This is a genomic window from Murinocardiopsis flavida (assembly GCF_003014485.1).
GTDB lineage: Bacteria > Actinomycetota > Actinomycetes > Streptosporangiales > Streptosporangiaceae > Murinocardiopsis > Murinocardiopsis flavida.
This window is the reverse complement of the sequence record NZ_PYGA01000034.1, coordinates 1-22,130: the sequence shown is the minus strand read 5'-3', so window position 1 is coordinate 22,130 and position 22,130 is coordinate 1. Positions and strand designations below refer to the sequence as shown.

The 22,130-nt window shown below is 70.6% G+C and carries 17 protein-coding genes; 13 read left to right on the top strand and 4 right to left on the bottom strand.

The window, feature by feature from the left end:
- Positions 1-85 precede the first annotated feature (85 nt).
- Complete coding sequence (locus tag CLV63_RS30395) at positions 86-904, top strand: ABC transporter ATP-binding protein (RefSeq protein WP_106586725.1); 819 nt, start codon at positions 86-88, stop codon at positions 902-904.
- Between the two features lie 124 nt (positions 905-1,028).
- Here CLV63_RS30395 and CLV63_RS30390 read toward each other — a convergent pair whose 3' ends face one another.
- The 3 genes from CLV63_RS30390 to CLV63_RS30380 form a co-directional block, all read right to left on the bottom strand.
- Positions 1,029-2,267, bottom strand: coding sequence for an ABC transporter substrate-binding protein (locus CLV63_RS30390; RefSeq protein ID WP_106586691.1), 1,239 nt, complete (start codon positions 2,265-2,267; stop codon positions 1,029-1,031).
- A 404-nt stretch (positions 2,268-2,671) separates the two neighbouring features.
- A complete protein-coding gene (locus tag CLV63_RS30385) occupies positions 2,672-3,487 on the bottom strand; it encodes a DUF554 domain-containing protein (protein ID WP_106586690.1) in 816 nt (271 codons plus the stop codon).
- Between the two features lie 175 nt (positions 3,488-3,662).
- Positions 3,663-4,088 carry a PaaI family thioesterase gene (locus CLV63_RS30380; RefSeq protein WP_106586689.1) on the bottom strand — a complete coding sequence of 142 codons (426 nt, stop codon included), beginning with the start codon at positions 4,086-4,088 and terminating at the stop codon, positions 3,663-3,665.
- Between the two features lie 272 nt (positions 4,089-4,360).
- Here CLV63_RS30380 and polA point away from each other — a divergent pair, with 272 nt between their 5' ends.
- From polA to CLV63_RS30320, 12 genes are all read left to right on the top strand, one after another.
- The gene (polA, locus tag CLV63_RS30375; protein ID WP_394339821.1) at positions 4,361-7,117 is read left to right on the top strand and encodes a DNA polymerase I; all 2,757 of its coding nucleotides are present in this window, start codon (positions 4,361-4,363) and stop codon (positions 7,115-7,117) included.
- 58 nt (positions 7,118-7,175) lie between these two features.
- Positions 7,176-7,607 carry an alternative ribosome rescue aminoacyl-tRNA hydrolase ArfB gene (gene arfB / locus CLV63_RS30370; protein ID WP_106586687.1) on the top strand — a complete coding sequence of 144 codons (432 nt, stop codon included), beginning with the start codon at positions 7,176-7,178 and terminating at the stop codon, positions 7,605-7,607.
- Positions 7,608-8,019: 412 nt separating this feature from the next.
- Entirely contained in the window at positions 8,020-9,561 is a 1,542-nt protein-coding gene (gene rpsA, locus CLV63_RS30365) for a 30S ribosomal protein S1 (protein WP_106586686.1), read from the top strand.
- A 130-nt stretch (positions 9,562-9,691) separates the two neighbouring features.
- Positions 9,692-10,198 (top strand): GNAT family N-acetyltransferase, encoded by a 507-nt coding sequence (locus tag CLV63_RS30360; protein WP_106586685.1) that lies wholly within the window; start codon positions 9,692-9,694, stop codon positions 10,196-10,198.
- 28 nt (positions 10,199-10,226) lie between these two features.
- Complete coding sequence (coaE, locus tag CLV63_RS30355; RefSeq protein ID WP_211301553.1) at positions 10,227-10,859, top strand: dephospho-CoA kinase; 633 nt, start codon at positions 10,227-10,229, stop codon at positions 10,857-10,859.
- Between the two features lie 96 nt (positions 10,860-10,955).
- Complete coding sequence (uvrB, locus tag CLV63_RS30350) at positions 10,956-13,055, top strand: excinuclease ABC subunit UvrB (protein WP_106586684.1); 2,100 nt, start codon at positions 10,956-10,958, stop codon at positions 13,053-13,055.
- A gap of 466 nt (positions 13,056-13,521) precedes the next feature.
- Entirely contained in the window at positions 13,522-14,517 is a 996-nt protein-coding gene (locus CLV63_RS30345; protein WP_106586683.1) for a GNAT family N-acetyltransferase, read from the top strand.
- Positions 14,518-14,614: 97 nt separating this feature from the next.
- Positions 14,615-16,417 (top strand): gamma-glutamyltransferase, encoded by a 1,803-nt coding sequence (gene ggt / locus CLV63_RS30340; RefSeq protein ID WP_106586682.1) that lies wholly within the window; start codon positions 14,615-14,617, stop codon positions 16,415-16,417.
- A gap of 248 nt (positions 16,418-16,665) precedes the next feature.
- A complete protein-coding gene (locus CLV63_RS30335) occupies positions 16,666-17,367 on the top strand; it encodes a hypothetical protein (RefSeq protein WP_146165711.1) in 702 nt (233 codons plus the stop codon).
- Between the two features lie 449 nt (positions 17,368-17,816).
- Positions 17,817-19,460, top strand: a complete 1,644-nt coding sequence (locus tag CLV63_RS30330) for a CTP synthase (protein WP_106586680.1) — start codon at positions 17,817-17,819, stop codon at positions 19,458-19,460.
- Positions 19,457-20,071 carry an NUDIX domain-containing protein gene (locus CLV63_RS30325; RefSeq protein WP_106586679.1) on the top strand — a complete coding sequence of 205 codons (615 nt, stop codon included), beginning with the start codon at positions 19,457-19,459 and terminating at the stop codon, positions 20,069-20,071. The genes CLV63_RS30330 and CLV63_RS30325 overlap by 4 nt, the downstream gene beginning before the upstream one ends.
- 126 nt (positions 20,072-20,197) lie before the next feature.
- Positions 20,198-20,752 carry a Uma2 family endonuclease gene (locus CLV63_RS30320; protein ID WP_106586678.1) on the top strand — a complete coding sequence of 185 codons (555 nt, stop codon included), beginning with the start codon at positions 20,198-20,200 and terminating at the stop codon, positions 20,750-20,752.
- 112 nt (positions 20,753-20,864) lie between these two features.
- Here CLV63_RS30320 and pip read toward each other — a convergent pair whose 3' ends face one another.
- Positions 20,865-21,824: a prolyl aminopeptidase gene (gene pip, locus CLV63_RS30315; RefSeq protein ID WP_106586677.1), complete on the bottom strand. Its 960-nt coding sequence runs from the start codon at positions 21,822-21,824 to the stop codon at positions 20,865-20,867.
- Positions 21,825-22,130 lie beyond the last annotated feature (306 nt).

Here is a 22,130-nt window from a genome sequence, read left to right as displayed (position 1 = left end):
CCCTGAGAACTCCGAATCCGAGAAGACCGGTTCCGAGAACGCGGGTACTGGGCCCGCCGGATCCGGGTACGCGGTTCCGGCGGACCTGGTGCCGGAGTCGGCGGGCGAGACCGTCGCGCAGCAGCAGGCGCGCGAAGCCGCGCTCCAGAACGCCGCCGCCGCGGAAATCGGCGACCCCGCCGACCACCTGCTGGTCGCCCACGAGGTGAAATCGGGCTACATCCCCGAGGTCAACATCCTCAACGGCTGCACACTGACCCTCTCCGAAGGCGAAGTGGTCGGCATCATCGGCCCCAACGGCGCCGGCAAGTCGACCCTCATCAAGACCATCTTCGGGCTCATCCCGGTGCGGGACGGCACCATCACGCTGCGCGGCGCCAGCATCGCCAACCGCACGGCGCACGAACTGGTGTCCCGCGGCGTCGGCTACGTCCCGCAGACCCAGAACGTGTTCCCCTCGCTCACGGTCGAGGAGAACCTCCAGATGGGCGTGTACCTGCGCCCCAAGACGTTCGCGCCGCGATTCGCCGTCGTCGCCGAACTGTTCCCGCTGCTCGCCGACCGGCGCAGGCAGAAGACCGGGGCGCTGTCGGGCGGCGAGCGCCAGATGGTCGCCATGGGCCGCGCGCTGATGATGGAACCGTCGGTGCTGCTCCTCGACGAGCCCACCGCGGGCCTGTCGCCGATCTACCAGGACGAGGTGTTCGAGCGCGTCAAGCAGATCAACTCGGCCGGCGTCTCCGTCGTCATGGTGGAGCAGAACGCCCGCCGCTGCCTCCAGATCTGCGACCGCGGCTACGTCCTGGACCAGGGCCGCAACGCCTACACCGGGCCGGGCACCGAGCTCCTGAACGACCCCAACGTGATCGAGTGCTACCTGGGCACCCTCGCCCAGGCGGGCTGACCCCGGCGGCCCCGCACACGGCCGCGGCAACGCAGACGCAAGGCAGAAGGCCCCCGGACCCGCAAGGGTCCGGGGGCCTTCTGCCGCCTACCGGCCGCCCATCGCGGGCGGCCGGGGCGTGCGATCAGGACTCGGGCTTGGTCTCCACGTAGTCGACCCAGTCGAGCTTGCCCTTGTCGCCGAACTCGTAGATGCCGATCGACGCGGCGGCGACGTCGCCGTTCTCGTCGAAGTCGATGGGACCGGAGGCGCCGGTGTAGTCGACGTCCTTACCGTCCTTGATGAGGTCCCGGCACTGCTCGAAGCCGGTGCACTCCTCGCCGTCCTTCGTGACCTTCGGCAGTTCCTTGACGAACACTGCCGGGTCGGTGCTCTCGGCGGCCTCGGCCGCGAGCGCGATGGAGATGGCGCAGTCGTAGACCTGCGGCGCGTACTGGAAGACCTCCAGCTTGTCGTCGTAGGCGGTGAGGTCCTCCTGGAACTTCTTGTTGTCGACCGCGGGAGCGGTGCCGCTGAAGCCCTTCAGGGTCTCCGGCTTGTCCTTGTCGACCTTCCCGGCGAGGGTCTCGTCGCTCAGGCCGTCGGTCGCGTACATGGTGTCGGTCTTCACACCGGCCTCGATGAGCCCCGTGATGATCTGAACGCCCTCCTCGAAGGAGACCATGACCACGGCCTCGGCCTTGGCGTCCTTGACGGCGTCGACCACCGACCCGAAGTTCGGCGAGTTGGGGTCGTAGCTCTCGGTGGCCTTGACCTCGATGCCGGCGTCTTCCAGGCCGGTCTTGGTCGCCTCGGCGAGGCCGTCGCCGTAGTCGTCGGCGCGGTGCACGATGGCGACGCTCTGGTGGCCGTCGGCCGCGACCGTGTCGGCGAGGACCGGGCCCTGGAGGAGGTCGCTGGGCGCCGTGCGGAAGTAGAACCCGCCGTCGTCGTAGTCGGTGAGGTCCGGCGCCGTGTTGGAGCCGGAGCACTGCACGACCTTCTCCTTGGTGATCTTGTCGATGATCGCCATGGTCATGCCGGAGGCCGCGGCGCCGAGAACGGCGTCGACGTCCTTGTCGAGGAGGCCGTCGGCCGCCTCGACCGCCTGCGCGGCGTCGTTGGCCTCGTCGCCGGTGAGGACGCCGGGAAGCTCCTTGCCGAGCACACCGCCGGCCTTGTTGATCTCGCTGTGCGCGTACTTGGCGGCGCTGATCTGCGGCGGGCCGAGGTGGGACAGGTCGCCGGTCTCAGGGAAGATGTATCCGAACTGGAGCGGTTCCTGATCGCCGCCGCCTTCTCCACCGCCCCCGCCGCACGCGGCGAGGCCGAGAGTGAGGGCGGTCGCCGCCGCAGCGAGTCCGAGGGCCTTTGTCCTAGGCATTCAGGTCTCTCCGTCTTCAACTAGGCGTGTGGTTTACCACTGGCGCCCATTTGGTCGTGTGCTGCGGAGCATTCCGGACTCGCGTCCACCGGGCCGCTCGCGGGCCCCGGCTGCGGCCGCGCCGCGGCGCAGCAGGTATCCGAAAGCACCCACAGAACACTCCCTTAACCGGGGGCGTTAGCGGAGCTTAATCCGAGTCGTCCGGTTTTCGGAAGATCAGGCGGGGTGTCGGTGCCGAGTCGGGTTCATGCTGTTATTCACCCGTAGTCATTGCCGGGGCCGACTCCACTGCGGCCGCCGATGCGCCCGCCTGTCGGCGATTTCGCAGCGTGCGGCCGATACCGGCGGCGGTTCGATCGAGCCCCACGGCGAGGATTCACGCACGCAGAGTGACCATTCTGCGGTCAGAACGCGGCGACCGCCGCGGTGAGAATCGGCGCGACGAGCAGCGCCGGAAGCAGATCGGCGACCGGAACCGAGCCGATGCGCAGCAGCCGCAGCGCGACCCCCGCGAGCAGCAGCCCGCCCGTGGCCGTGAGAGCGGCGATGTGCGCATCGGGCAGGTAGCCGCCGAGGACGACCCCGAGCACGGTGAACGCGCCCTGGTAGAGCAGCACGGGCCCGGCCGAGGCCATGACACCGGCGCCCATGGCCGCGGCGAACGCGATGGACGCGAAGCCGTCGAGCGCCGACTTCAGGGCGAGCTGGTCGATGCCGTTGCCGAGCCCGTCGCTGATCGCACCGAGCACGGCGAGCGGGCCGACGAGGAACACCAGCGACGACGTGACGAAGCCCTCCACGAACCGCTCCGTGCGCGCATCGGCGGCCCCGGTGCCGGCTGTGTTCTCTGCGGCCGCGGCGCCGGGGGCCGGTGCCGCCGCGGCACCGGCCCGCACGGGCGCGGCGCGCGTGAGGCCGCGGCGCAGCGCCCCGCCGAGATCGGCCAACCGGTCCTCCAACCGCAGGAGCGACCCCGCGATGCCGCCGATGAGCAGCGAACCCAGCACGATCAGCGCGGGCGCCGACGAGCCGACAGCCGCTTCGAGGTCGGGGGAGAGGACCTCGGCGGCGCTCATCGCGGCGAGGAGCAGGGTCACCAGGCCGAGCCCGCTGGTGACGACGTCGCGGGTGCGCTGGGGCAGCCACTGGCCCAGGCCGAGTCCGATCGCCGCCCCGGCGACGATCGCCGCGACGTTGATGAGTGTGCCGAGGCCGGGCATCGTCTTGCTGGCCTTCCTTTCCTGGTGCTACTGGTCCTGGTACTACTGGCGGGCCCTTGTGCGCTGATGTGTACTGACGAGCCCGTGTGCAATCGCGAGCCCTTGCGTAGCGGCGGGCCCTCGTGCGGTGGCGGGCGTGCCCGCGGGACGGGCGGGGGAGCGGTGCGGGTCCCGCTCAGCCGGCCGGGAGGTCGCGCAGCATGCAGGTCAGCCGCGACGTGCACACGCGCTTGCCGTTGTCATCGATGATCTCGATGTCCCAGGTGGCGAGGGTCCGCCCGAGGTGGACGGGGGTCGCGGTCCCGGTGATGTGGCCGCTGCTCGCGCCGCGGTGGTGCGTCGCGTTGATCTCGATGCCCATCGCGATGCGCGTCTCACCCGCGTGGATCGCGGACCCGACCGACCCGAGCGTCTCGGCGAGGACGCACGACGCGCCGCCGTGCAGCAGCCCGTAGGGCTGCGTGTTGCCCTCGACCGGCATCCGGCCGACGACCCGCTTCGCGGACGCCTCGATGATCTCCAGTCCCAAGCGGGAACCCAGATCCCCGCCGGGGTCGGTGCTGCCCATGATCCTGGCGAGGTCCACGTCGTCCGAAGCCATGCCCGGCCTTCTCTCTGTCTGTCGGTGTCTGTCTGTCGGTGTCTGTGTATCGGTCTGTGGGTCGGTGCCTGCGTCTGCAACCGCGTCCGTGACCGCGTGTGCGTCTGCGACTGCGTGTGGGTCTGCGTCGGCTGCCCGCTGTCCGCCTGTTCCCGGCCGCCCCTTCTGGCCGCCCCTTCTGGCCGCCCTTTCCGGCCGTGTGGTGCCGGTGATCGGGGCGACCTGCGCCGAGGGACGCGAAACTGTCCGCACCGCATCCTAGGATTCATGGTGTGGCGAACACTCAGCAGACCCCTGGTCCACAGCCCGCCCCACGCACCGGCGAGGGAGGTCCCCGGCCGCGGCTGCTCCTGCTCGACGGCCATTCCATGGCGTTCCGCGCATTCTTCGCGCTGCCCGTGGAGAAGTTCGGCACCAGCACCGGGCAGTCGACCAACGCCGTGTACGGCTTCACGTCGATGCTGATCAAGCTACTGCGCGACGAACAGCCCACCCACATCGCCGTCACCTGGGACCTCTCCGGTCCGACCTTCCGGCACGACGAATACGCCGAGTACAAGGCCGGCCGCTCCGACACCCCGCCGGAGCTCCCCAGCCAGGTCGGGCTCATCCAGGACCTCATGGGTCTCATGGGGTTCCCGTGCGTGTCCGTCACCGGGTTCGAGGCCGACGACGTCATCGCCACCCTCGCCGCGCGGGCGGGCGAGACCGGCATGGAGGTCCTCATCGCCTCCGGCGACCGCGACGCCTTCCAGCTCGTCACCGGGTCCTGCACGGTGCTGTACCCCGGCAAGAGCCTCTCCGACCTCACCCGCATGACCCCCGAGGCGGTCGAGGCGAAGTACGGGGTCACGCCCGAGCGCTACCGCGACCTCGCCGCCCTGGTCGGCGAGAAGGCCGACAACCTCCCCGGCGTCCCCGGCGTGGGGCCCAAGACCGCTGCCAAGTGGATCACCAAGTACGGCTCGCTCGACGAACTCGTCGCCCACGCCGACGAAGCGCCGGGCAAGGCCGGCCAGAGCTTCCGCGACCACCTCGACGACGTCCTGCGCAACCAGCGGCTCAACCGGCTCGCCACCGACATCGAGACCGGCGTCACCGTCGACGGCCTCGTCCCGGCCGAGGCCGACCGCCCCGCCATCAACACCCTGTTCGACTCCCTGGAGTTCGCCAATTCCCTGCGCGACCGCCTCTTCGCCGTCCTCGGCGACGACTCCGACGCCACTGCCGACGCGCCCGACCCCGGCGAAGGGTTCGGTGTCGAGCTGACCACGCCGGCCCCCGGCGCGCTGGCCGACTGGCTCGCCGCGCACGTCGTCACCGGCGAGCGCGCCGGGCTCGCCGTCGAATGCACGTGGGGCCGCGGCACCGGCGAGGTCACCGGCCTCGCCATCGCGGTCGGCTCGGGCGCAGCCGTCTACATCGACCCCGCCGCGCTCGGCCCCGCCGACGACTCCGCACTGGCGGCCTTCCTCGCCGACCCCGCCGCGCCCAAGGCGCTGCACGACGTCAAGGGCCCGCTGCTCGCGTTCCCCGCGCGCGGCTGGACCATCGACGGCATCACCAGCGACACCGCCATCGCCGCCTACCTCGCGGTGCCCGGCCAGCGCAAGATCGACCTCGTGGACCTCTGCCGCCAGTACCTCGGCAAGGAGCTGCGCGAGGAGTCCGGCGGCGACCAGCTCGCACTCGACCTCGACGGCGGCGACTCCGACACCGCCGCACAGGGCGACCTCGCCGTGCGCGCAAAGGCCACCCACGACCTCGCCGACGTCCTCGACGCCGACCTCGACAAGCGCGGCGCCACCCGCCTCATGCACGAGATCGAGCTGCCGCTCGCGCGGGTCCTCGCCGCAATGGAGGCCAACGGCATCGCCGCCGACCGCGCCTACCTCGACGGCCTCGAAGGCGAGTTCGCCGCGGCGCAGCGCCAGGCCGTGGACGAGGCGCACCGGGCGGTGGGCCACGAGTTCAACCTGGGGTCGCCCAAGCAGCTCCAGCAGATCCTGTTCACCGAGCTCGACCTCCCCAAGACCAAGAAGATCAAGACCGGCTACACCACCGACGCCGACGCCCTCGCGTGGCTCGCGCAGCGCACCGAGAACGAACTCCCGGTCATCCTGCTGCGGCACCGCGACCAGACCCGGTTGCGCACCACCGTCGAGGGCCTGATCAAGACCATCGCCGACGACGGCCGCATCCACACCACCTTCCACCAGACCATCGCCGCCACCGGCCGGCTCAGCTCCACCGACCCCAACCTCCAGAACATCCCCGTGCGCACCGACGCCGGCCGCCGCATCCGGCGCGCGTTCATGGTCGGTGACGGCTACGACGTCCTCTTCACCGCCGACTACAGCCAGATCGAGCTGCGCATCATGGCGCACCTGTCCGAGGACGCCGCGCTCATCGACGCCTTCAACAGCGGCTACGACTTCCACGCCGAGATCGCCGCGCGGGTGTTCGGCACGCCGGCCGCCGAGGTCGACGCCGAGGAGCGGGCCCGCATCAAGGCCATGAACTACGGCCTCGCCTACGGCCTGAGCGACTACGGCCTCTCCCAGCAGCTCGGCATCACGCCCAAGGAGGCCCGCGGCCTCATGGACGACTACTTCGCCCAGTTCGGCGGGGTCCGCGACTACCTCCACGAGGTCGTCGAACGCGCACGGCGCGAGGGCTACACCGAGACCATGCTGGGCCGCCGCCGCTACCTCCCCGACCTCACCAGCGACAACCGGCAGCGCCGCGAGATGGCCGAGCGCATGGCGCTCAACGCACCCATCCAGGGCTCCGCCGCCGACATCATCAAGGTCGCCATGCTGCGGGTACAGGAGGCGCTGACCCGCGAAGGACTGGCGTCGCGGCTGCTCCTCCAGGTCCACGACGAACTCGTCCTGGAGGTCGCCGAGGGCGAGTTGGACGCCGTGCGCGCGCTGGTTTCGCAGAACATGGCGGACGCCTATGATCTGCGGGTGCCGCTGGCCGTGTCCGCGGGTGTGGGACGCACCTGGCACGACGCCGCGCACTGAGCCGCGGCCGCCCCGCCACCGGTGGGGGCCCGGTAGTCAGGTGGACAAGGAGGGGACCATGGCGCAGCCCGACCGCGGTCGGCCCCCGCTCGCGCTGCCCGAGGACGAACTCGTGTGGCGGTTCAGCCGGTCCAGCGGGCCCGGCGGCCAGCACGTCAACACGTCCGACACCCGGGTGTCGCTGTCGCTCGACCTCTCCACCACCTCGATGCTCGGCGCCGACCAGCGGGCCCGCGCGCTGGAGGGGCTCGCCGGCCGCCTGGTCGGCGGCGTCCTCACGGTCACGGTGCAGCAGCACCGCTCCCAGGCGCGCAACCGCGAACTCGCGCGCGAGCGGCTGCGCGCTCTCGTGGCCGGGGCGGCGGCGCCGCCCGGTCCCAAGCGCAAGGCCACCCGGCCGAGCCGGGGCGCCAAGGAGCGCAGGATCGCCGCCAAGAAGCACCGGTCCCGCGCCAAACGGCTGCGTTCGGGACCCAGCGAAGACGCCTGAACACGCCCTGTGCACACCTGGGTGGAGTTCGGCGGCCGGGCGTCGTAGCATCCGAATCGGAGTGCCGGTGAACCCCCTGTGGACACTGGGCTCCGATTGACCGCAGCGCTCCCGTCTCATATCCTGGCCGGAGCGTTGTGGATTCGTATGCGCGGAATCGCTCCACTTGGATCGAAGTCGCGGGCCTCGTCCCATGCTCGCCGCACCGGCGGGCACGGTTTCTGATGTCCCGGCCCCCGATCCCGGTGGTCGGGGCTGCGCAGCGGTGGCCCGGTCATACCGTGGCCCTTGAGGTTCGGCCGTTTCGGCGTCTACTCCTCGGTGGTCTGCACAATCCGGGGATCGTGTGTCCTCCGTCCGGATCTACGGCGTCCCTTTTCTGTCAATGTCCGTATCCGGAGTCCACCCACACATGACGAGCAGCACCGAGGCCACCTCGACACCCCAGGTAGCGGTCAACGACATCGGGTCCGAGGAAGCCTTCCTCGCAGCGATCGACGAGACCATCAAGTACTTCAACGACGGTGACATTGTCGAGGGCACCATCGTGAAGGTCGATCGAGACGAGGTCTTGCTCGACATCGGTTACAAGACCGAGGGTGTGATCCCCTCGCGTGAGCTGTCGATCAAGCACGACGTCGACCCCGGCGAGGTCGTCACGGTCGGCGACCACGTCGAGGCCCTGGTCCTCCAGAAGGAGGACAAGGAAGGTCGGCTGATCCTGTCCAAGAAGCGCGCGCAGTACGAGCGCGCCTGGGGCACGATCGAGAAGATCAAGGAAGAGGACGGCGTCGTCACCGGCACCGTCATCGAGGTCGTCAAGGGTGGTCTCATCCTCGACATCGGCCTCCGCGGCTTCCTGCCCGCGTCCCTGGTCGAGATGCGCCGCGTGCGCGACCTCCAGCCCTACGTCGGCCGCGAGCTCGAAGCCAAGATCATCGAGCTCGACAAGAACCGCAACAACGTGGTCCTGTCGCGCCGCGCCTGGCTGGAGCAGACGCAGTCCGAGGTGCGCCAGACGTTCCTCAACACCTTGCAGAAGGGCCAGATCCGCAAGGGCGTCGTGTCGTCCATCGTCAACTTCGGTGCGTTCGTCGACCTCGGCGGCGTCGACGGCCTCGTGCACGTCTCCGAGCTGTCCTGGAAGCACATCGACCACCCCAGCGAGGTCGTCGAGGTGGGCCAGGAGGTCACGGTCGAGGTGCTCGACGTCGACATGGAGCGCGAGCGCGTCTCCCTGTCGCTGAAGGCCACCCAGGAAGACCCGTGGCAGCAGTTCGCCCGCACGCACCAGATCGGCCAGGTCGTTCCCGGCAAGGTCACGAAGCTGGTTCCGTTCGGTGCGTTCGTGCGGGTCGAAGAGGGCATCGAGGGCCTGGTGCACATCTCCGAGCTGGCCGAGCGCCACGTGGAGATCCCCGAGCAGGTCGTGCAGGTCGGCACCGAGATCTTCGTCAAGATCATCGACATCGACCTCGACCGCCGCCGCATCAGCCTCTCGCTGAAGCAGGCCAACGAGAGCGTCACGCCCGACCAGGTCGAGTTCGACCCGACCCTGTACGGCATGGCCGCCGACTACGACGAGCAGGGGAACTACAAGTACCCCGAGGGCTTCGACCCCGACAGCGGCGAATGGCTCGAAGGCTTCGAGTCGCAGCGCGACGAGTGGGAGGGCCAGTACGCGCTCGCCCAGTCCCGCTTCGAGGCGCACCGCAAGCAGGTCGAAGAGGCCCAGGCCGCCGAGGCCGAGGCCGAGGCGACCGCCGAGGCCGCACCGTTCGAGGGCGGCGAGACCCCGGCTCCGGCCGCGCCCAGCTCCAGCAGCAACGGGGCGTCGAGCGGCGGGGGCAGCAGCTCCAGCACCGGCGGCTCGGCCGGCGGTGGCGGCGCACTCGCCTCCGACGAGGCGCTGGCAGCGCTCCGCGAGAAGCTCGCGGGCGGCGGGGACAACTAGTCCCGGTCGTCCCGGCACGCCGGTGACTCCGGCGCGTCCAGGCGCGAATCGCTGAGGGCCGCTCCCCGCATGGGGGGCGGCCCTTCGCTATGGTCGAGCGACGCTGCCGCTCCACGACGCAGGAGGCGCCATGCCCGAGCCCGGGTTCCGCATCGAGACCGCCGTCCCCGGCGACGTCGGCGAGATCTGGACCGTGCAGCTCGCGGCCTACGTCACCGAAGCCCAGGCGTACGGCGACCCGTTCATCCTGCCGCTCACCGAGAACGCCACCCAGATCGGCGCGGCGCTCGACAGGGGTGTGCTGCTGCTCAAGGCGGTCGAGGGGACCCGCATCGTCGGCTCCGTGCGGGGCACGGCCCAGGGCGGGACGTTCCTGGTGAACCGGTTGACCGTCGCACCCGACCGGCGGCGCAAGGGGATCGCCCGCGCGCTGATGACCGCACTGGAGGAGCGCGCGCGGGCCGAGTACCCGGAGGTGGCGACCTTCGCCCTGTTCACCGGGCACATGAGCGACGGGAACCTGCGGCTGTACCGGTCGCTCGGCTACCACGAGGTCTCCCGCGACCGCTCGCAGGACCACGTGACGATGGTCCACCTCCGCAAGGCCGCCGCACACCGGCAGACCGCGGACCAATAGGCTCGTTCCCGTACCGAAAGTGGGGCCCATGCTGAAAGTGGGGTTGACCGGCGGCATCGGTTCCGGCAAGAGCGCCGTGGCCCGCCGCCTCGCCGAACACGGGGCCGTGGTCATCGACGCCGACAAGCTCGCGCGGGAAGTGGTCGAGCCGGGCACGCCCGCACTGGCGGAGATCGTCGCCGAGTTCGGCGCCGAGGTCCTCGCCGCCGACGGCAGCCTCGACCGGCCCCGGCTCGGCGCCGTCGTGTTCGCCGACGACGAGCGGCTCGCCGCGCTGAACGCCATCGTGCACCCGCGGGTCGCCGGGCGCACCGAGAAACTGATGGCGGCGGCGCCCGAGGGCGCCGTTGTGGTCTACGACGTCCCGCTGCTGGTCGAGAACGGCCTCGGGAAGTTCTACGACGTGGTCGTTGTTGTCGATGTGGATGCGGAGACGCAGGTGCGGCGGGTCACCGCCAACCGCGCCATGAGCGAGTCCGACGTCAGGAGCCGCATCGCCGCTCAGGCCGACCGGGAGCGGCGCCGCGCGGTCGCCGACATCGTCGTCGACAACACGGGTACAGAGGCCGACCTCGACGAACGTGTCGATCAGGTGTGGCGCGAACTCATCGCGCGCAGGGACGAAATCGGCGCGGCCGGGGCACGGCCCGGCACCGGCTGAGCGGTCGCCCCGAAACGTCGCAGGGCGGCGTTACGGTGAATGCGTCCGCGGGAAGGTGAATGCGTCCGCGGGAAATCGAAGGGGAGTTGAGGCGACGTGCGTCCGGTGACCGGTATTGAGCGCTCGGTGGCGCCGTTCGAGGTGGTCTCGGAGATGACCCCGGCCGGCGATCAGCCGGCCGCCATCGCCGAACTGACCAGGCGGATCCAGGCCGGCGACCGCGACAACGTCCTCCTCGGCGCCACGGGTACCGGCAAGACCGCCACCGTCGCGTGGCTGGCCGAGCAGGTGCAGCGGCCCATGCTGGTCATGCAGCCCAACAAGACCCTCGCCGCGCAGTTCGCCAACGAGTTGCGCGAGATGCTGCCCAACAACGCCATCGAGTACTTCGTCTCCTACTACGACTACTACCAGCCCGAGGCGTACGTCCCGCAGACCGACACCTACATCGAGAAGGACTCCTCGATCAACGACGAGGTCGAGCGGTTGCGGCACTCCGCGACGAACTCGCTCCTCACCCGGCGCGACACCATCGTGGTGTCGTCGGTTTCGTGCATCTACGGCCTGGGCACCCCGCAGGAGTACGTCGACCGCATGGCGACCCTCGAAGTCGGCATGGACGTCGACCGCGACGACCTCTTGCGCAAGCTCGTCGGCATGCAGTATTCCCGCAACGACATGGCGTTCACCCGCGGCACGTTCCGGGTGCGCGGCGACACCATCGAGATCATCCCGGTCTACGAGGAACTCGCCATCCGCATCGAGATGTTCGGTGATGAAGTCGAGCGGCTGCTCACCCTGCACCCGCTCACCGGCGAGGTGCTCGGCGAGGACGACCAGGTCTACATCTTCCCCGCGTCCCACTACGTCGCCGGCCCCGAACGCATGGACCGCGCCATCGGCGCCATCGAGGCCGAGCTCGCCGAGCGGCTCGGCGAGATGGAGGGCCAGGGCAAGCTGCTCGAGGCGCAGCGGCTGCGCATGCGCACCACCTACGACCTGGAGATGATGCGGCAAGTGGGGTCCTGCTCCGGCATCGAGAACTACTCCAGGCACTTCGACGACCGCGAGGGCGGCAGCGCGCCCAACACCCTCCTCGACTACTTCCCCGAGGACTTCGTGCTCGTCGTCGACGAGTCGCACGTCACGGTCCCGCAGATCGGCGGCATGTACGAGGGAGACGCTTCCCGAAAGCGCACACTGGTCGACCACGGTTTCCGGCTGCCCTCCGCGCTCGACAACCGCCCGCTGAAGTGGGAGGAGTTCCTCACCCGCATCGGTCAGACCGTGTACCTGTCGGCCACCCCGGGCACCTACGAGCTGCGCCAGAGCGGCGGCGACGTCGTGGAGCAGATCATCCGCCCCACCGGCCTGGTCGACCCCGAGGTGGTGGTCAAGCCCACCCAGGGTCAGATCGACGACCTCGTCCACGAGATCCGGCTGCGCACCGAGGCGCAGCAGCGGGTGCTCGTCACCACCCTGACCAAGAAGATGTCGGAAGACCTCACCGACTACCTCTCCGACCTCGGTATCCGCGTGCAGTACCTGCACAGCGAGGTCGACACCCTGCGCCGGGTGGAGCTGCTGCGCGAACTCCGGGTCGGCGAGTTCGACGTCCTGGTCGGCATCAACCTGCTGCGCGAGGGCCTGGACCTCCCCGAGGTGTCGCTGGTCGCCATCCTCGACGCCGACAAGGAAGGGTTCCTGCGCTCGGGCACCTCCCTGATCCAGACCATCGGGCGCGCGGCGCGCAACGTCAACGGCCAGGTGCACATGTACGCCGACCGGGTCACCGACTCCATGCGCAGCGCACTCGACGAAACCGACCGCCGCCGCGCCAAGCAGAAGGCGTACAACGAGGAGCACGGCATCGACCCGCAGCCGCTGCGGAAGAAGATCGCCGACATCCTCGACTCCCTGGCGCGCGAGGACATCGACACCGAGGAGCTCATCAGCGGCGGGTACCGCCAGGAGCGCCGCCCCAAGGCGCCGGTCCCCGGGCTGGGCGCTGGAGAGCGGTCCAAGGACATCTCCTCGATGCCGCGCGCCGAGCTCGCCGACCTCATCGAGCAGCTCAACCAGCAGATGCACCAGGCGGCGACCGACCTCCAGTTCGAGCTCGCCGCGCGGCTGCGCGACGAAGTCAAGGAGCTCAAGCGCGAACTGCGGGGCATGGACGCCGCCGGGGTGTCCTGACCCCCGGCGGTGCCCCGCCCGGATCGAATGCGCGTTCGGCGCGCCCGGCGGGTGCGGGGGTGCGGGGGTGCGGCCATGGCAGGGTCCGTCGGATCCGTCCAGATTCGCCCGGGCCAGCCCAAGTCTGCCCGGGTCGCCCCCGCACGCCGCCGGTCCCGCCCCGATCCCGCCATGCCCATCCCCGTGCCGCGCCCGGCCGCCGTGGCGCGTCTTGGCCACGCCCTGGGAGCGACCGCAGGCCCTGCGTGGGTTACGGTTGAGGTCCGGACGCATTATTCGGCCATGGCCGCACCTGCGGTCGCTCGTCCTGATTCTCCGGAACTTCCGGAGTTCACCCCGCGATTTCCGTGGTGAGGCGCTACGGTCGAGAAGTAGTCGAGATGCGACGGTACGTCGTCGCCCGCGGCGGCCGGCCTCAGGGGAGGCGAGGCCCCCAGGTTGTGAGCCGGTGGTTGTGGAGGGATGGATGGCTGGTTACGTCGCACGGGTGCGGCATGACGATCCGCCCGGTGGGGCGCCCGAGTTCAAGCTGCTCGTCAACTCTGTTGCGCGCCGGTGGTCAGAGCTCGATCCTCTGCTGCCCGATCCTTCGCACCCCCGGCAGAGCAGCTACCCGCTGCTGACCGTCACCGACCCCCGGGGCAAGCCCGCCGCAACCGGCACCATGCACTACTCCTGGTACCAGCCGGGCGAGGTCGGACGCACCTGGGGCGTCCCCGACCAGCACTGGCTCACCCCCGTCGTAGGCGGCCCCGATCCCGAGGGCGCGCTCGACTCCCTGCTCAGCAGCTGGCGCGAGCAGCTGGAGCAGCTGCCCACCGGCACCGGTTCGGAGTCCGCAGCGCTGCTCACCTGGCCCTCGCGCGACATCTCCGGCATCCGCCCCATGCAGCGCCACGGCCTCCAGCCCTTCACGGTGCTGGCGGCGCGCAGGCAGCGCCGCGGGGTGCCGCCGTCGCTCCCGCCGCGCGACGTCACCATCCGGCTCTCGGAGCCGCAGGACATCGCCGCCGTCGTCGGCCTGGTCATGGAGGAGCACCGCTACGAAGAGCACTTCGGCGGGGTGTTCATCCAGAGCGACACCGCCGAGCAGACTCGGCGGGTGGTGGCGCGGGCGCTGGTGCGCCGCCCGTCCTGGATCTGGCTGGCCGAGCGCCGCGGCCGCCCCGTGGGCCTGGTGTGGGTGTCGCCGCCCTCACGCGCCAGGTGGGTGGGCCCGCTGGTGCGCACCGGCCCCGCCGCGTACATCGGCTACGCCATCGTCGCCGACGAAATGCGCGGCCAGGGCATCGGCACCGCCCTCATCAACGAAGCCCACCAGGCCATGGACTCCCAGGGCATCGCCGTCACACTGCTGAACTACGCGGTGCTCAACCCGGTATCCGGCCCTTTCTGGCACCGCATGGGGTACCGGCCGCTGTGGACCACCTGGGAGACCCGGCCGGCACTCGCGCTGCGCTGATTTTGGGCCTGGCGCTCTCGGCGCCCCCGCGCTACTGTCGGCACCCTCGCGACCCCGGAGTGTGCGCCGTGTCGGCGCCGGCGGAAAGGGATCCCCCATGGTGCCGTGGAAGTCGACGGTGCGCTGCGGCGTCGCCGCAGCAGCGCTGGTCCTGACGGCCGGAGCGGCCGTCCCCGCGGCCGCCGACTCCGGCGGCCCCCACCGCGATCCCGTTGCTGTGGGCAGCGGCGGCGCCGTGTCCACGGTCGACCCCGACGCCACCCGGGCCGGCATGGAGGTGCTGCGGTCCGGCGGCAACGCCGTCGACGCCGCGGTCGCAGCCGCGGCGGCGCTCGGCGTCACCGAGCCCTACTCCTCGGGGTTCGGCGGGGGCGGCTACTTCGTCTACTACGACGCCGAGTCGGGGCGGGTGCGCACGCTCGACGGCCGCGAGACCGCGCCGGCCGCCATGGGCGAGGACGCGTTCCTCGAGGACGGCGAGCCCATCCCGTTCGACGAGGCCGTCACCTCCGGGCTGTCCGTCGGGGCCCCGGGCACCCCCGCCACCTGGGAGACCGCGGTCCGCACGTGGGGGACCACCCCGCTCTCCGAGGTCATGCGCCCCGCGGCGCGGCTCGCCGACCGGGGCTTCCGGGTCGACCGCACGTTCCGCGAGCAGACCGCCGCCAACGCCGACCGCTTCGCCGACTTCCCCGCGACGGCAGAGCTCTACCTGCCCGGCGGCGCGCCGCCCGAGGTCGGCAGCCGCCTGCGCAACCCCGACCTCGCCGCGACCTACCGCGCATTCGGAAAACGCGGCACGCGCGTCCTCGACGGCGCCATCGGCGGCGACATCGCACGCACCGCTGCCGAGCCCCCTGTGGCGCCCGGCTCGGAGCGCACCGTCCGCCCCGGGCTGCTCACCCCCGACGACGTCGCCGGCTACACCGCTGTCGAACGCGAACCGGCCAAGGTCGGCTACCGGGGGGTGGACGTCTACGGCATGGCGCCCTCGTCCTCGGGCGGCTCCACCGTGGGCGAGGCGCTGAACATCATGGAGGAGGCGGCGCCCGGAACCGACGGCGGCCTCCGCGGCGCGGAGCTGCGGCACACCGCCCTCGAAGCGGGCAAGCTCGCCTTCGCCGACCGCAACGCCTACGTCGGCGACCCCGCGTTCTCCGACGTCCCCCTCGACACCCTGCTCTCCCCGGCGTTCGCCGCCCAGCGGGCCTGCGAGTTCGCCGCCGACTCCGTGCTGCCCGCCCCGGTCGGGCCGGGCGACCTCGACGCGGGCGGCGAGTGCGCGGAGCCCGGCGCCGCGGCGGCACCGGCGCGCGAAGGGCTGTCGACCACCCACCTGGTCGCCGCCGACCGCTGGGGCAACGTGGTCTCCTACACGCTGTCGATCGAGCAGACCGGCGGCAGTGGCAGCACCGTCCCCGGGCGCGGATTCCTGCTGAACAACGAACTCACCGACTTCGACTTCCAGGTCTCCGACACCGGCGCGGGGGCGGCGAACCTGCCGGCGTCCGGCAAACGCCCCCGCTCCAGCATGGCGCCCACCATCGTGCTGCGCGACGGCGAGCCGTGGCTGGCCGTCGGCAGTCCCGGCGGCGCCACCATCATCACCACGGTCCTCCAGGTACTCACGGAGCGGGTCGACGCAGGCGCCTCGCTGCCCGACGCGGTGGCGTCGCCCCGGACCTCCCAGCGCAACACCGAGGCAACCGAAGCCGAACCGGACTACCTCGGCGGCAGCGAGGAGAAGGAGCTGACCGCGCTCGGGCACAGCTTCACCGAGGTCCAGAGCGGCGAGATCGGTGCCGTGACGGCGTTGGAGCTGCTGGGCCGCAGCCGGATCCAGGCGGTGGCCGAGCCCGAACGGCGCGGCGGCGGCCACGCGGCCGTCCTCCGCAGGTGAGTCTGCCGGCGGCAGCCCCGACGCGGCTGCCGCCGGAGGGCGCAGAGGCGGGCGGCCGCCTCCGCCATGAGGCCACGGCCCCGAATCCGCGCCGCGGGGTACCCGGCGAGCGGGGAGCGGCGCGAAGGTGCGGGCCGCGCCCTCCGGGGGGTACGGCCGGAACCGGTCGTCTGGCCGCGACACCGCCGTGCGGGGGCATTGATATGGGACGCTGAAACCGGCCATCCCCCCATCGCGAGGAGACTCCGATGCAGCCACCTCTGCCGCCCATGCCCAAACCGGGTACGGTCACGGCCGTTCAAGTCCTCTTCTTCATCGTCTGCGGCCTGGTGTTCGCCCGTTCCGCGGTCGACATCTTCGTCGGGGTCGCGCTCGACGACTTCGAGCTGGTCGGGCGCGCCTCGGCCCGCTCGTTCTTCGCGGTGTTCCCGCTGATCGCGGCGCTTCTACTGGGACGCGGCGGCACGAGCATCCGGTCCTACGCCATCATCATCGGGTCGCTGACGATCTTCGCCGGGCTGAGCGCCATCGGCAATACCAACCCGGCGGGCCTGCTCTTCCTGCTGGTGGGGATCACCAATGTGGTCCTGCTGTCGCTGCCGCGCAGCGGACGGTTCTTCCGCGGCGTTCCCGCCGGGCATCCGTACGGCCCGTACAGTCCGTACGGCCCTTATGGACCGTACGACCCGAACGGCCCCCAGTACCCGCCGCCGCAGCCGTACGGCGAACCTCCGTACGGCGAAACCCCATACGCCCAGCCCCTGTACGGCCGGCCCTCGAACACCCAACCCCCATCCATCCAACCCCCACACGCCCACCCCCCACACGCCCAGCCCCCGTACGGCGAGCCCCACCACGGCGGGCCGCAGTATCCGGGCGGCACGGGACCCTGGCCCGGCGGTGAGCAGCAGCCCGGACCTTACGGTCCGCCGCCGCAGCAGGGTTGGTGACCCGGACTGGTGATCTGTGCTGGCGATGTGTGCACGCGACCTGTGCCGGTGATCCCCGTCGCATCCGCGTCGAATCCGCATCGAATTCCCTTCGTACCCCCGTCCCGTCGGCGCCTTTGGGCGCTCGCCGCGGCGCGGCCCGCATCCGGGCCGCCCGCCGCGGTTCCCGTGCTGCTGCGTTGGTCTGTGTTGGTCTTGCGGGTAGGTCTTGCGGTGGACTGCGCTGATCCGGCGGTGGTCTGCGGGAGACCGCCGGGGCCCGTGCGGCGCGTCCGAGCGCAGGTGCGCGGCTCGGCGTTCCCGTAGGGGTGCTCGACACTGTTAACCTGGTGGCCCGTGGCGTCCGCGCTCGTTCCGGGCCGTTTGCACGGCCCCGCCGCTACCGGACACCGCACGACCGCCTGCCGCGTTCGGGCGATCCGTAGCCAACCGACCACGGGAGCATCACCTTGGCATCCGCCGCGAGTACCAAACACCTGTTCGTTACCGGCGGGGTCGCCTCAAGTCTCGGTAAGGGACTCACCGCCTCCAGCATCGGCCGACTGCTGAAGTCGCGCGGACTGCGGGTCACCATGCAGAAGCTCGACCCTTACCTCAACGTCGACCCCGGCACGATGAACCCGTTCCAGCACGGCGAGGTGTTCGTCACCGACGACGGGGCAGAGACCGACCTCGACATCGGCCACTACGAGCGCTTCCTCGACACCGAACTGTCGGCGTCGGCGAACGTCACCACCGGCCAGATCTACTCCAGTGTCATCGCCAAAGAGCGCCAGGGCGCCTACCTCGGCGACACCGTGCAGGTCATCCCGCACATCACCAATGAGATCAAGTCGCGCATCTTCGCCATGGACGCCGCAGACGTCGACCTCGTCATCACCGAGATCGGCGGCACGGTCGGCGACATCGAGTCGCAGCCGTTCCTGGAGGCCGCCCGGCAGATCCGGCATGAGATCGGCCGCGAGAACTGCTTCTTCCTGCACATCTCGCTGCTGCCCTACCTGGGCCCCTCCGGGGAGCTGAAGACCAAGCCCACCCAGCACTCCGTCGCGGCGCTGCGCAGTATCGGCATCCAGCCCGACGCCATCGTGTGCCGCTCCGACCGCCCCATCCCGCAGAGCCTGAAGGCCAAGATCAGCCTCATGTGCGATGTCGACGAAGGCGGCGTGGTCTCCACCCCCGACGCGCCGTCCATCTACGACATCCCCAAGGTGCTGCACCGCGAGGGACTCGACGCCTACGTCGTGCGCCGCCTCGGCCTCGCGTTCCGCGACGTCGACTGGACCGAGTGGGACGACCTCCTGCGCCGCGTGCACCAACCCGCGCACGAGGTGACGATCGCCCTGGTCGGCAAGTACATCGACCTCCCCGACGCCTACCTCTCGATCACCGAGGCGCTGCGCGCCGGCGGGTTCGGCACCGACACCCGCGTCAACATCCGCTGGGTCGCCAGCGACACCTGTGCCACCCCCGAGGACGCCGCCCGGGTCCTCGCCGACATCGACGGAATCCTCATCCCCGGCGGGTTCGGTGTGCGCGGCATCGAAGGCAAGGTCGGCGCCATCCGGCACGCACGCGAGAACAACATCCCGCTGCTCGGCATCTGCCTCGGCCTCCAGTGCATGGTCATCGAGTACGCCCGCGACGTCGCCGGGCTCCCCGGCGCCAACAGCGCCGAGTTCGACGACAAGGTCGAGAGCCCCGTCATCGCGACCATGGCCGACCAGACCGACGTCGTCTCCGGCGAACGCGACATGGGCGGCACGATGCGCCTCGGCCTGTACCCGGCCGAACTCGCCGAGGACTCGATCGTGCGCGAGTTGTACGGCGCCGCGCGCGCCTCGGAGCGGCACCGTCACCGCTACGAGGTCAACAACTCCTTCCGGCCGAAGCTGGAGGCGGCCGGCCTGCGGTTCTCCGGGCTGTCGCCCGACGGCTCCCTCGTGGAGTACGTGGAGCTGGAGCGCGGGGAGCACCCGTTCTTCGTCGGCACCCAGGCGCACCCCGAACTGCGGTCCCGGCCCACCCGCCCGCACCCGCTGTTCGCCGGCCTGGTCGCCGCGGCACTGGCGTACACGGGAGCCAAGCGATGAGCGGCGAGATCGCCGACAGCCCGGAGTCCTGGCCGGTCGAGAAGACGGTCGAGCACTACCGCGGCAGCAAGGTCGCCATGGTGTCGGACTGGGTGGAGATGCCCGGTGCCGACGGCCCGGAGATCGTCCAGCGCGACCGCTTCGAACACCCCGGCGCGGTGGCGGCGCTCGCGCTCGACGACGACGGCAGGGTGCTGCTGCTGAACCAGTACCGGCACGTCGTGGGGCACCGGCTGTGGGAGCTCCCCGCCGGGATCCGCGACGAAGTCGGCGAGCCGCCGGTGCGCACCGCCCAGCGCGAACTGCTGGAGGAGGCCGGGTTCACCGCGGAGCGGTGGTTCGCGCTGGCCGACTACTTCTCGTCGCCCGGGTTCTGCACGGAGCGCATCCAGGTGTTCCTCGCTCGCGGCATCACCGAGGTCGCCGAGTCGGACATCGACTTCGAGCGGATCCACGAGGAGGCGGACATGCCGACGGTGTGGCTGCCGCTGGAGGAGGCCGTCGAGGCTGCGGCGCAGGGGCGTTTCCGCAATTCGGCCACCGTCATCGGGCTCCTCGCGGCGTCGCGCGCCGCGGCAGACGGCTTCGCGTCCCTCCCCAAGGCCGAGTAGGGGCGCGTCCGGCCGATCGCCCGGGCCTGCCGCTCCCCGACTCCCGCCGGAGCCCTCGCTCGCCGAGCGCAGGTACACCGAACTGCCTATAATGCACGCAGGCGTGGTGAGTTAGGAGATCATCGAATGGCGATGCCCATGTCACAGGCGGAGCATGATCTCGCAGCGGTCGCCGAACACTTGAGCCCTCCAGAGGGTTACCGGGTTGAGATCATCGAAGGGAACCTGGTCGTGTCTCCGACTCCGGTTGGCCCGCACATCAAGATCGCCTCCCGGCTGCACTACGCGTTGCGCGGTCTGCTGCCGCCCGAACTTGAGATCGCCCAGACGGCCACCCTTCTGGTTCCGGCGACGGGGGAACGCTATGTGCCCGATCTTGTGGTGATCCCCGATGTGCTGTTGGACGAACGGATCTGGAAGTTCCCGGCGACCGAGGTTTTGCTTACGGTCGAGATCACCTCTCCGGGCAACGCTGATGCCGACCGGGTCAAGAAGCCCCGGGGGTACGCGCTGGGCGACGTCCCGTCGTACCTGCTGATCGATACCGAGCATGACCGGTGGACTCTGTTCGAGGAGCCGGAGAACGGCGTCTATCGGCGGCAGACTCAGGTGAACACCGGCACCAAGCTCGCGTTGCCGCATCCCTTCACCGGACCGCTCGACACCGGCGGTATCGCCTGAACGACGCGGTCGTGTGTCGGCACCTGTGTTGTCCATCGCCTCTTTCCGGATGAACGTTCGCGCCGATCCGCGAGGAGTGCGGCCCGGCGCCGTTGACGTTGTGGTCCGGCGATCAGGTGCGTGCGAAGGCGTCGAGGGCGTTGAGGAGTTCGTCGCGCATGGTGTCGCTCCCGGTGTGGCCGGAGTCCGCCACGACGACGAGGCGCGCGTCGGGCCAGGCGCGGGCGAGTTCCCAGGCGGTCCCCAGCGGGCTGCCCATGTCGAGGCGGCCGTGGATCAGCACACCCGGGATTCCCGCGAGGTGCCCGGCGTCGCGCAGGAGGACGCCTTCGTCGAGCCAGGCGCCGCGGGAGAAGTAGTGCGTGCAGATGCGCACGAAGGCGAGCGTCGCGGCGGGCGGGCGCGCGCTGTACGCCTGGGGGATCCCGTTGGGCTCCTGCGAGATCACCGCGTCCTCCCACGCCATCCACTCGGCGGCGGCCGCGGCGTGGACCTCGGGGTCGGGGTCCGCCATCAGCCGGGCGTAGGCGGCGACGAGGTCGCCGTCGCGTTCGGGCTCGGGGACCGCGGCGCGGAACCGGGACCACTCTTCGGGGAAGAACCGGCCGACACCCCTGTACAGCCAGTCGATCTCCGCGCGTCGGGTCGTGGTGACGCTGGGGATCACGATCTCCGTGACCCGCTGCGGGTACCGCTCGGCATAGGCGAGGACCAGGGTCGACCCCCATGACCCGCCCAACAGCAGCCACCGTTCGATCCCCAGGTGTTCGCGCAGGCGTTCCATGTCGGCGATGAGGTGGTGTGTGGTGTTCGCGGACAGGTCGGTGGCAGGGTCGGCCGCGTGGGGTGTGCTGCGCCCGCAGCCCCGCTGGTCGAAGAGCACGATCCGGTAGCGGTCGGGGTCGAAGCTGCGTCGGCTGCCGGTGGAGCACCCCGAACCGGGGCCGCCGTGGACGACCAGCGCGGGCTTGCCGCGGGGGTTGCCGCAGACCTCCCAGTACACGTGATTGCCGGCGCCGACGTCGAGCATCCCCTGGTCGTAGGGTTCGATCGGCGGGTACGGCGTTGCCATGCCGGAGTTCCCTTCTGACGGGAGCGGGGGTGGGGGCGGGGATGCGACGCTAACAGGCGACCGCGGGTTCGGAAGCGGCGGTCAACGGATGTGCCGCGGGCGGCAAGGCCGCGACCTGCGACGATGTTGATTCGTCGGAGACATTGCCTAAAGACTTCCGTTCCGATTGCCGAATGCCATGGCCGAATGGCAACGGAAACACACGCGAATCAGCCGAACCAAACATTGTCATCGCAGGTCAGACACAATAAAATGAAGATATGAACGACAAACCAGCGGCATCCCACCCCACCCCGGGACCCCTGC

What these genes read in the sequence shown, in the direction of transcription:
- CLV63_RS30390 (WP_106586691.1), bottom strand. Translation starts at nt 2,267, where the DNA reads ATGCCTAGGACAAAGGCCCTCGGACTCGCTGCGGCGGCGACCGCCCTC.
- CLV63_RS30385 (WP_106586690.1), bottom strand. Translation starts at nt 3,487, where the DNA reads ATGCCCGGCCTCGGCACACTCATCAACGTCGCGGCGATCGTCGCCGGG.
- CLV63_RS30380 (WP_106586689.1), bottom strand. Translation starts at nt 4,088, where the DNA reads ATGGCTTCGGACGACGTGGACCTCGCCAGGATCATGGGCAGCACCGAC.
- arfB (WP_106586687.1), top strand. Translation starts at nt 7,176, where the DNA reads ATGGCGCAGCCCGACCGCGGTCGGCCCCCGCTCGCGCTGCCCGAGGAC.
- rpsA (WP_106586686.1), top strand. Translation starts at nt 8,020, where the DNA reads ATGACGAGCAGCACCGAGGCCACCTCGACACCCCAGGTAGCGGTCAAC.
- CLV63_RS30360 (WP_106586685.1), top strand. Translation starts at nt 9,692, where the DNA reads ATGCCCGAGCCCGGGTTCCGCATCGAGACCGCCGTCCCCGGCGACGTC.
- coaE (WP_211301553.1), top strand. Translation starts at nt 10,227, where the DNA reads ATGCTGAAAGTGGGGTTGACCGGCGGCATCGGTTCCGGCAAGAGCGCC.
- CLV63_RS30345 (WP_106586683.1), top strand. Translation starts at nt 13,522, where the DNA reads ATGGCTGGTTACGTCGCACGGGTGCGGCATGACGATCCGCCCGGTGGG.
- ggt (WP_106586682.1), top strand. Translation starts at nt 14,615, where the DNA reads ATGGTGCCGTGGAAGTCGACGGTGCGCTGCGGCGTCGCCGCAGCAGCG.
- CLV63_RS30335 (WP_146165711.1), top strand. Translation starts at nt 16,666, where the DNA reads ATGCAGCCACCTCTGCCGCCCATGCCCAAACCGGGTACGGTCACGGCC.
- CLV63_RS30325 (WP_106586679.1), top strand. Translation starts at nt 19,457, where the DNA reads ATGAGCGGCGAGATCGCCGACAGCCCGGAGTCCTGGCCGGTCGAGAAG.
- CLV63_RS30320 (WP_106586678.1), top strand. Translation starts at nt 20,198, where the DNA reads ATGGCGATGCCCATGTCACAGGCGGAGCATGATCTCGCAGCGGTCGCC.
- pip (WP_106586677.1), bottom strand. Translation starts at nt 21,824, where the DNA reads ATGGCAACGCCGTACCCGCCGATCGAACCCTACGACCAGGGGATGCTC.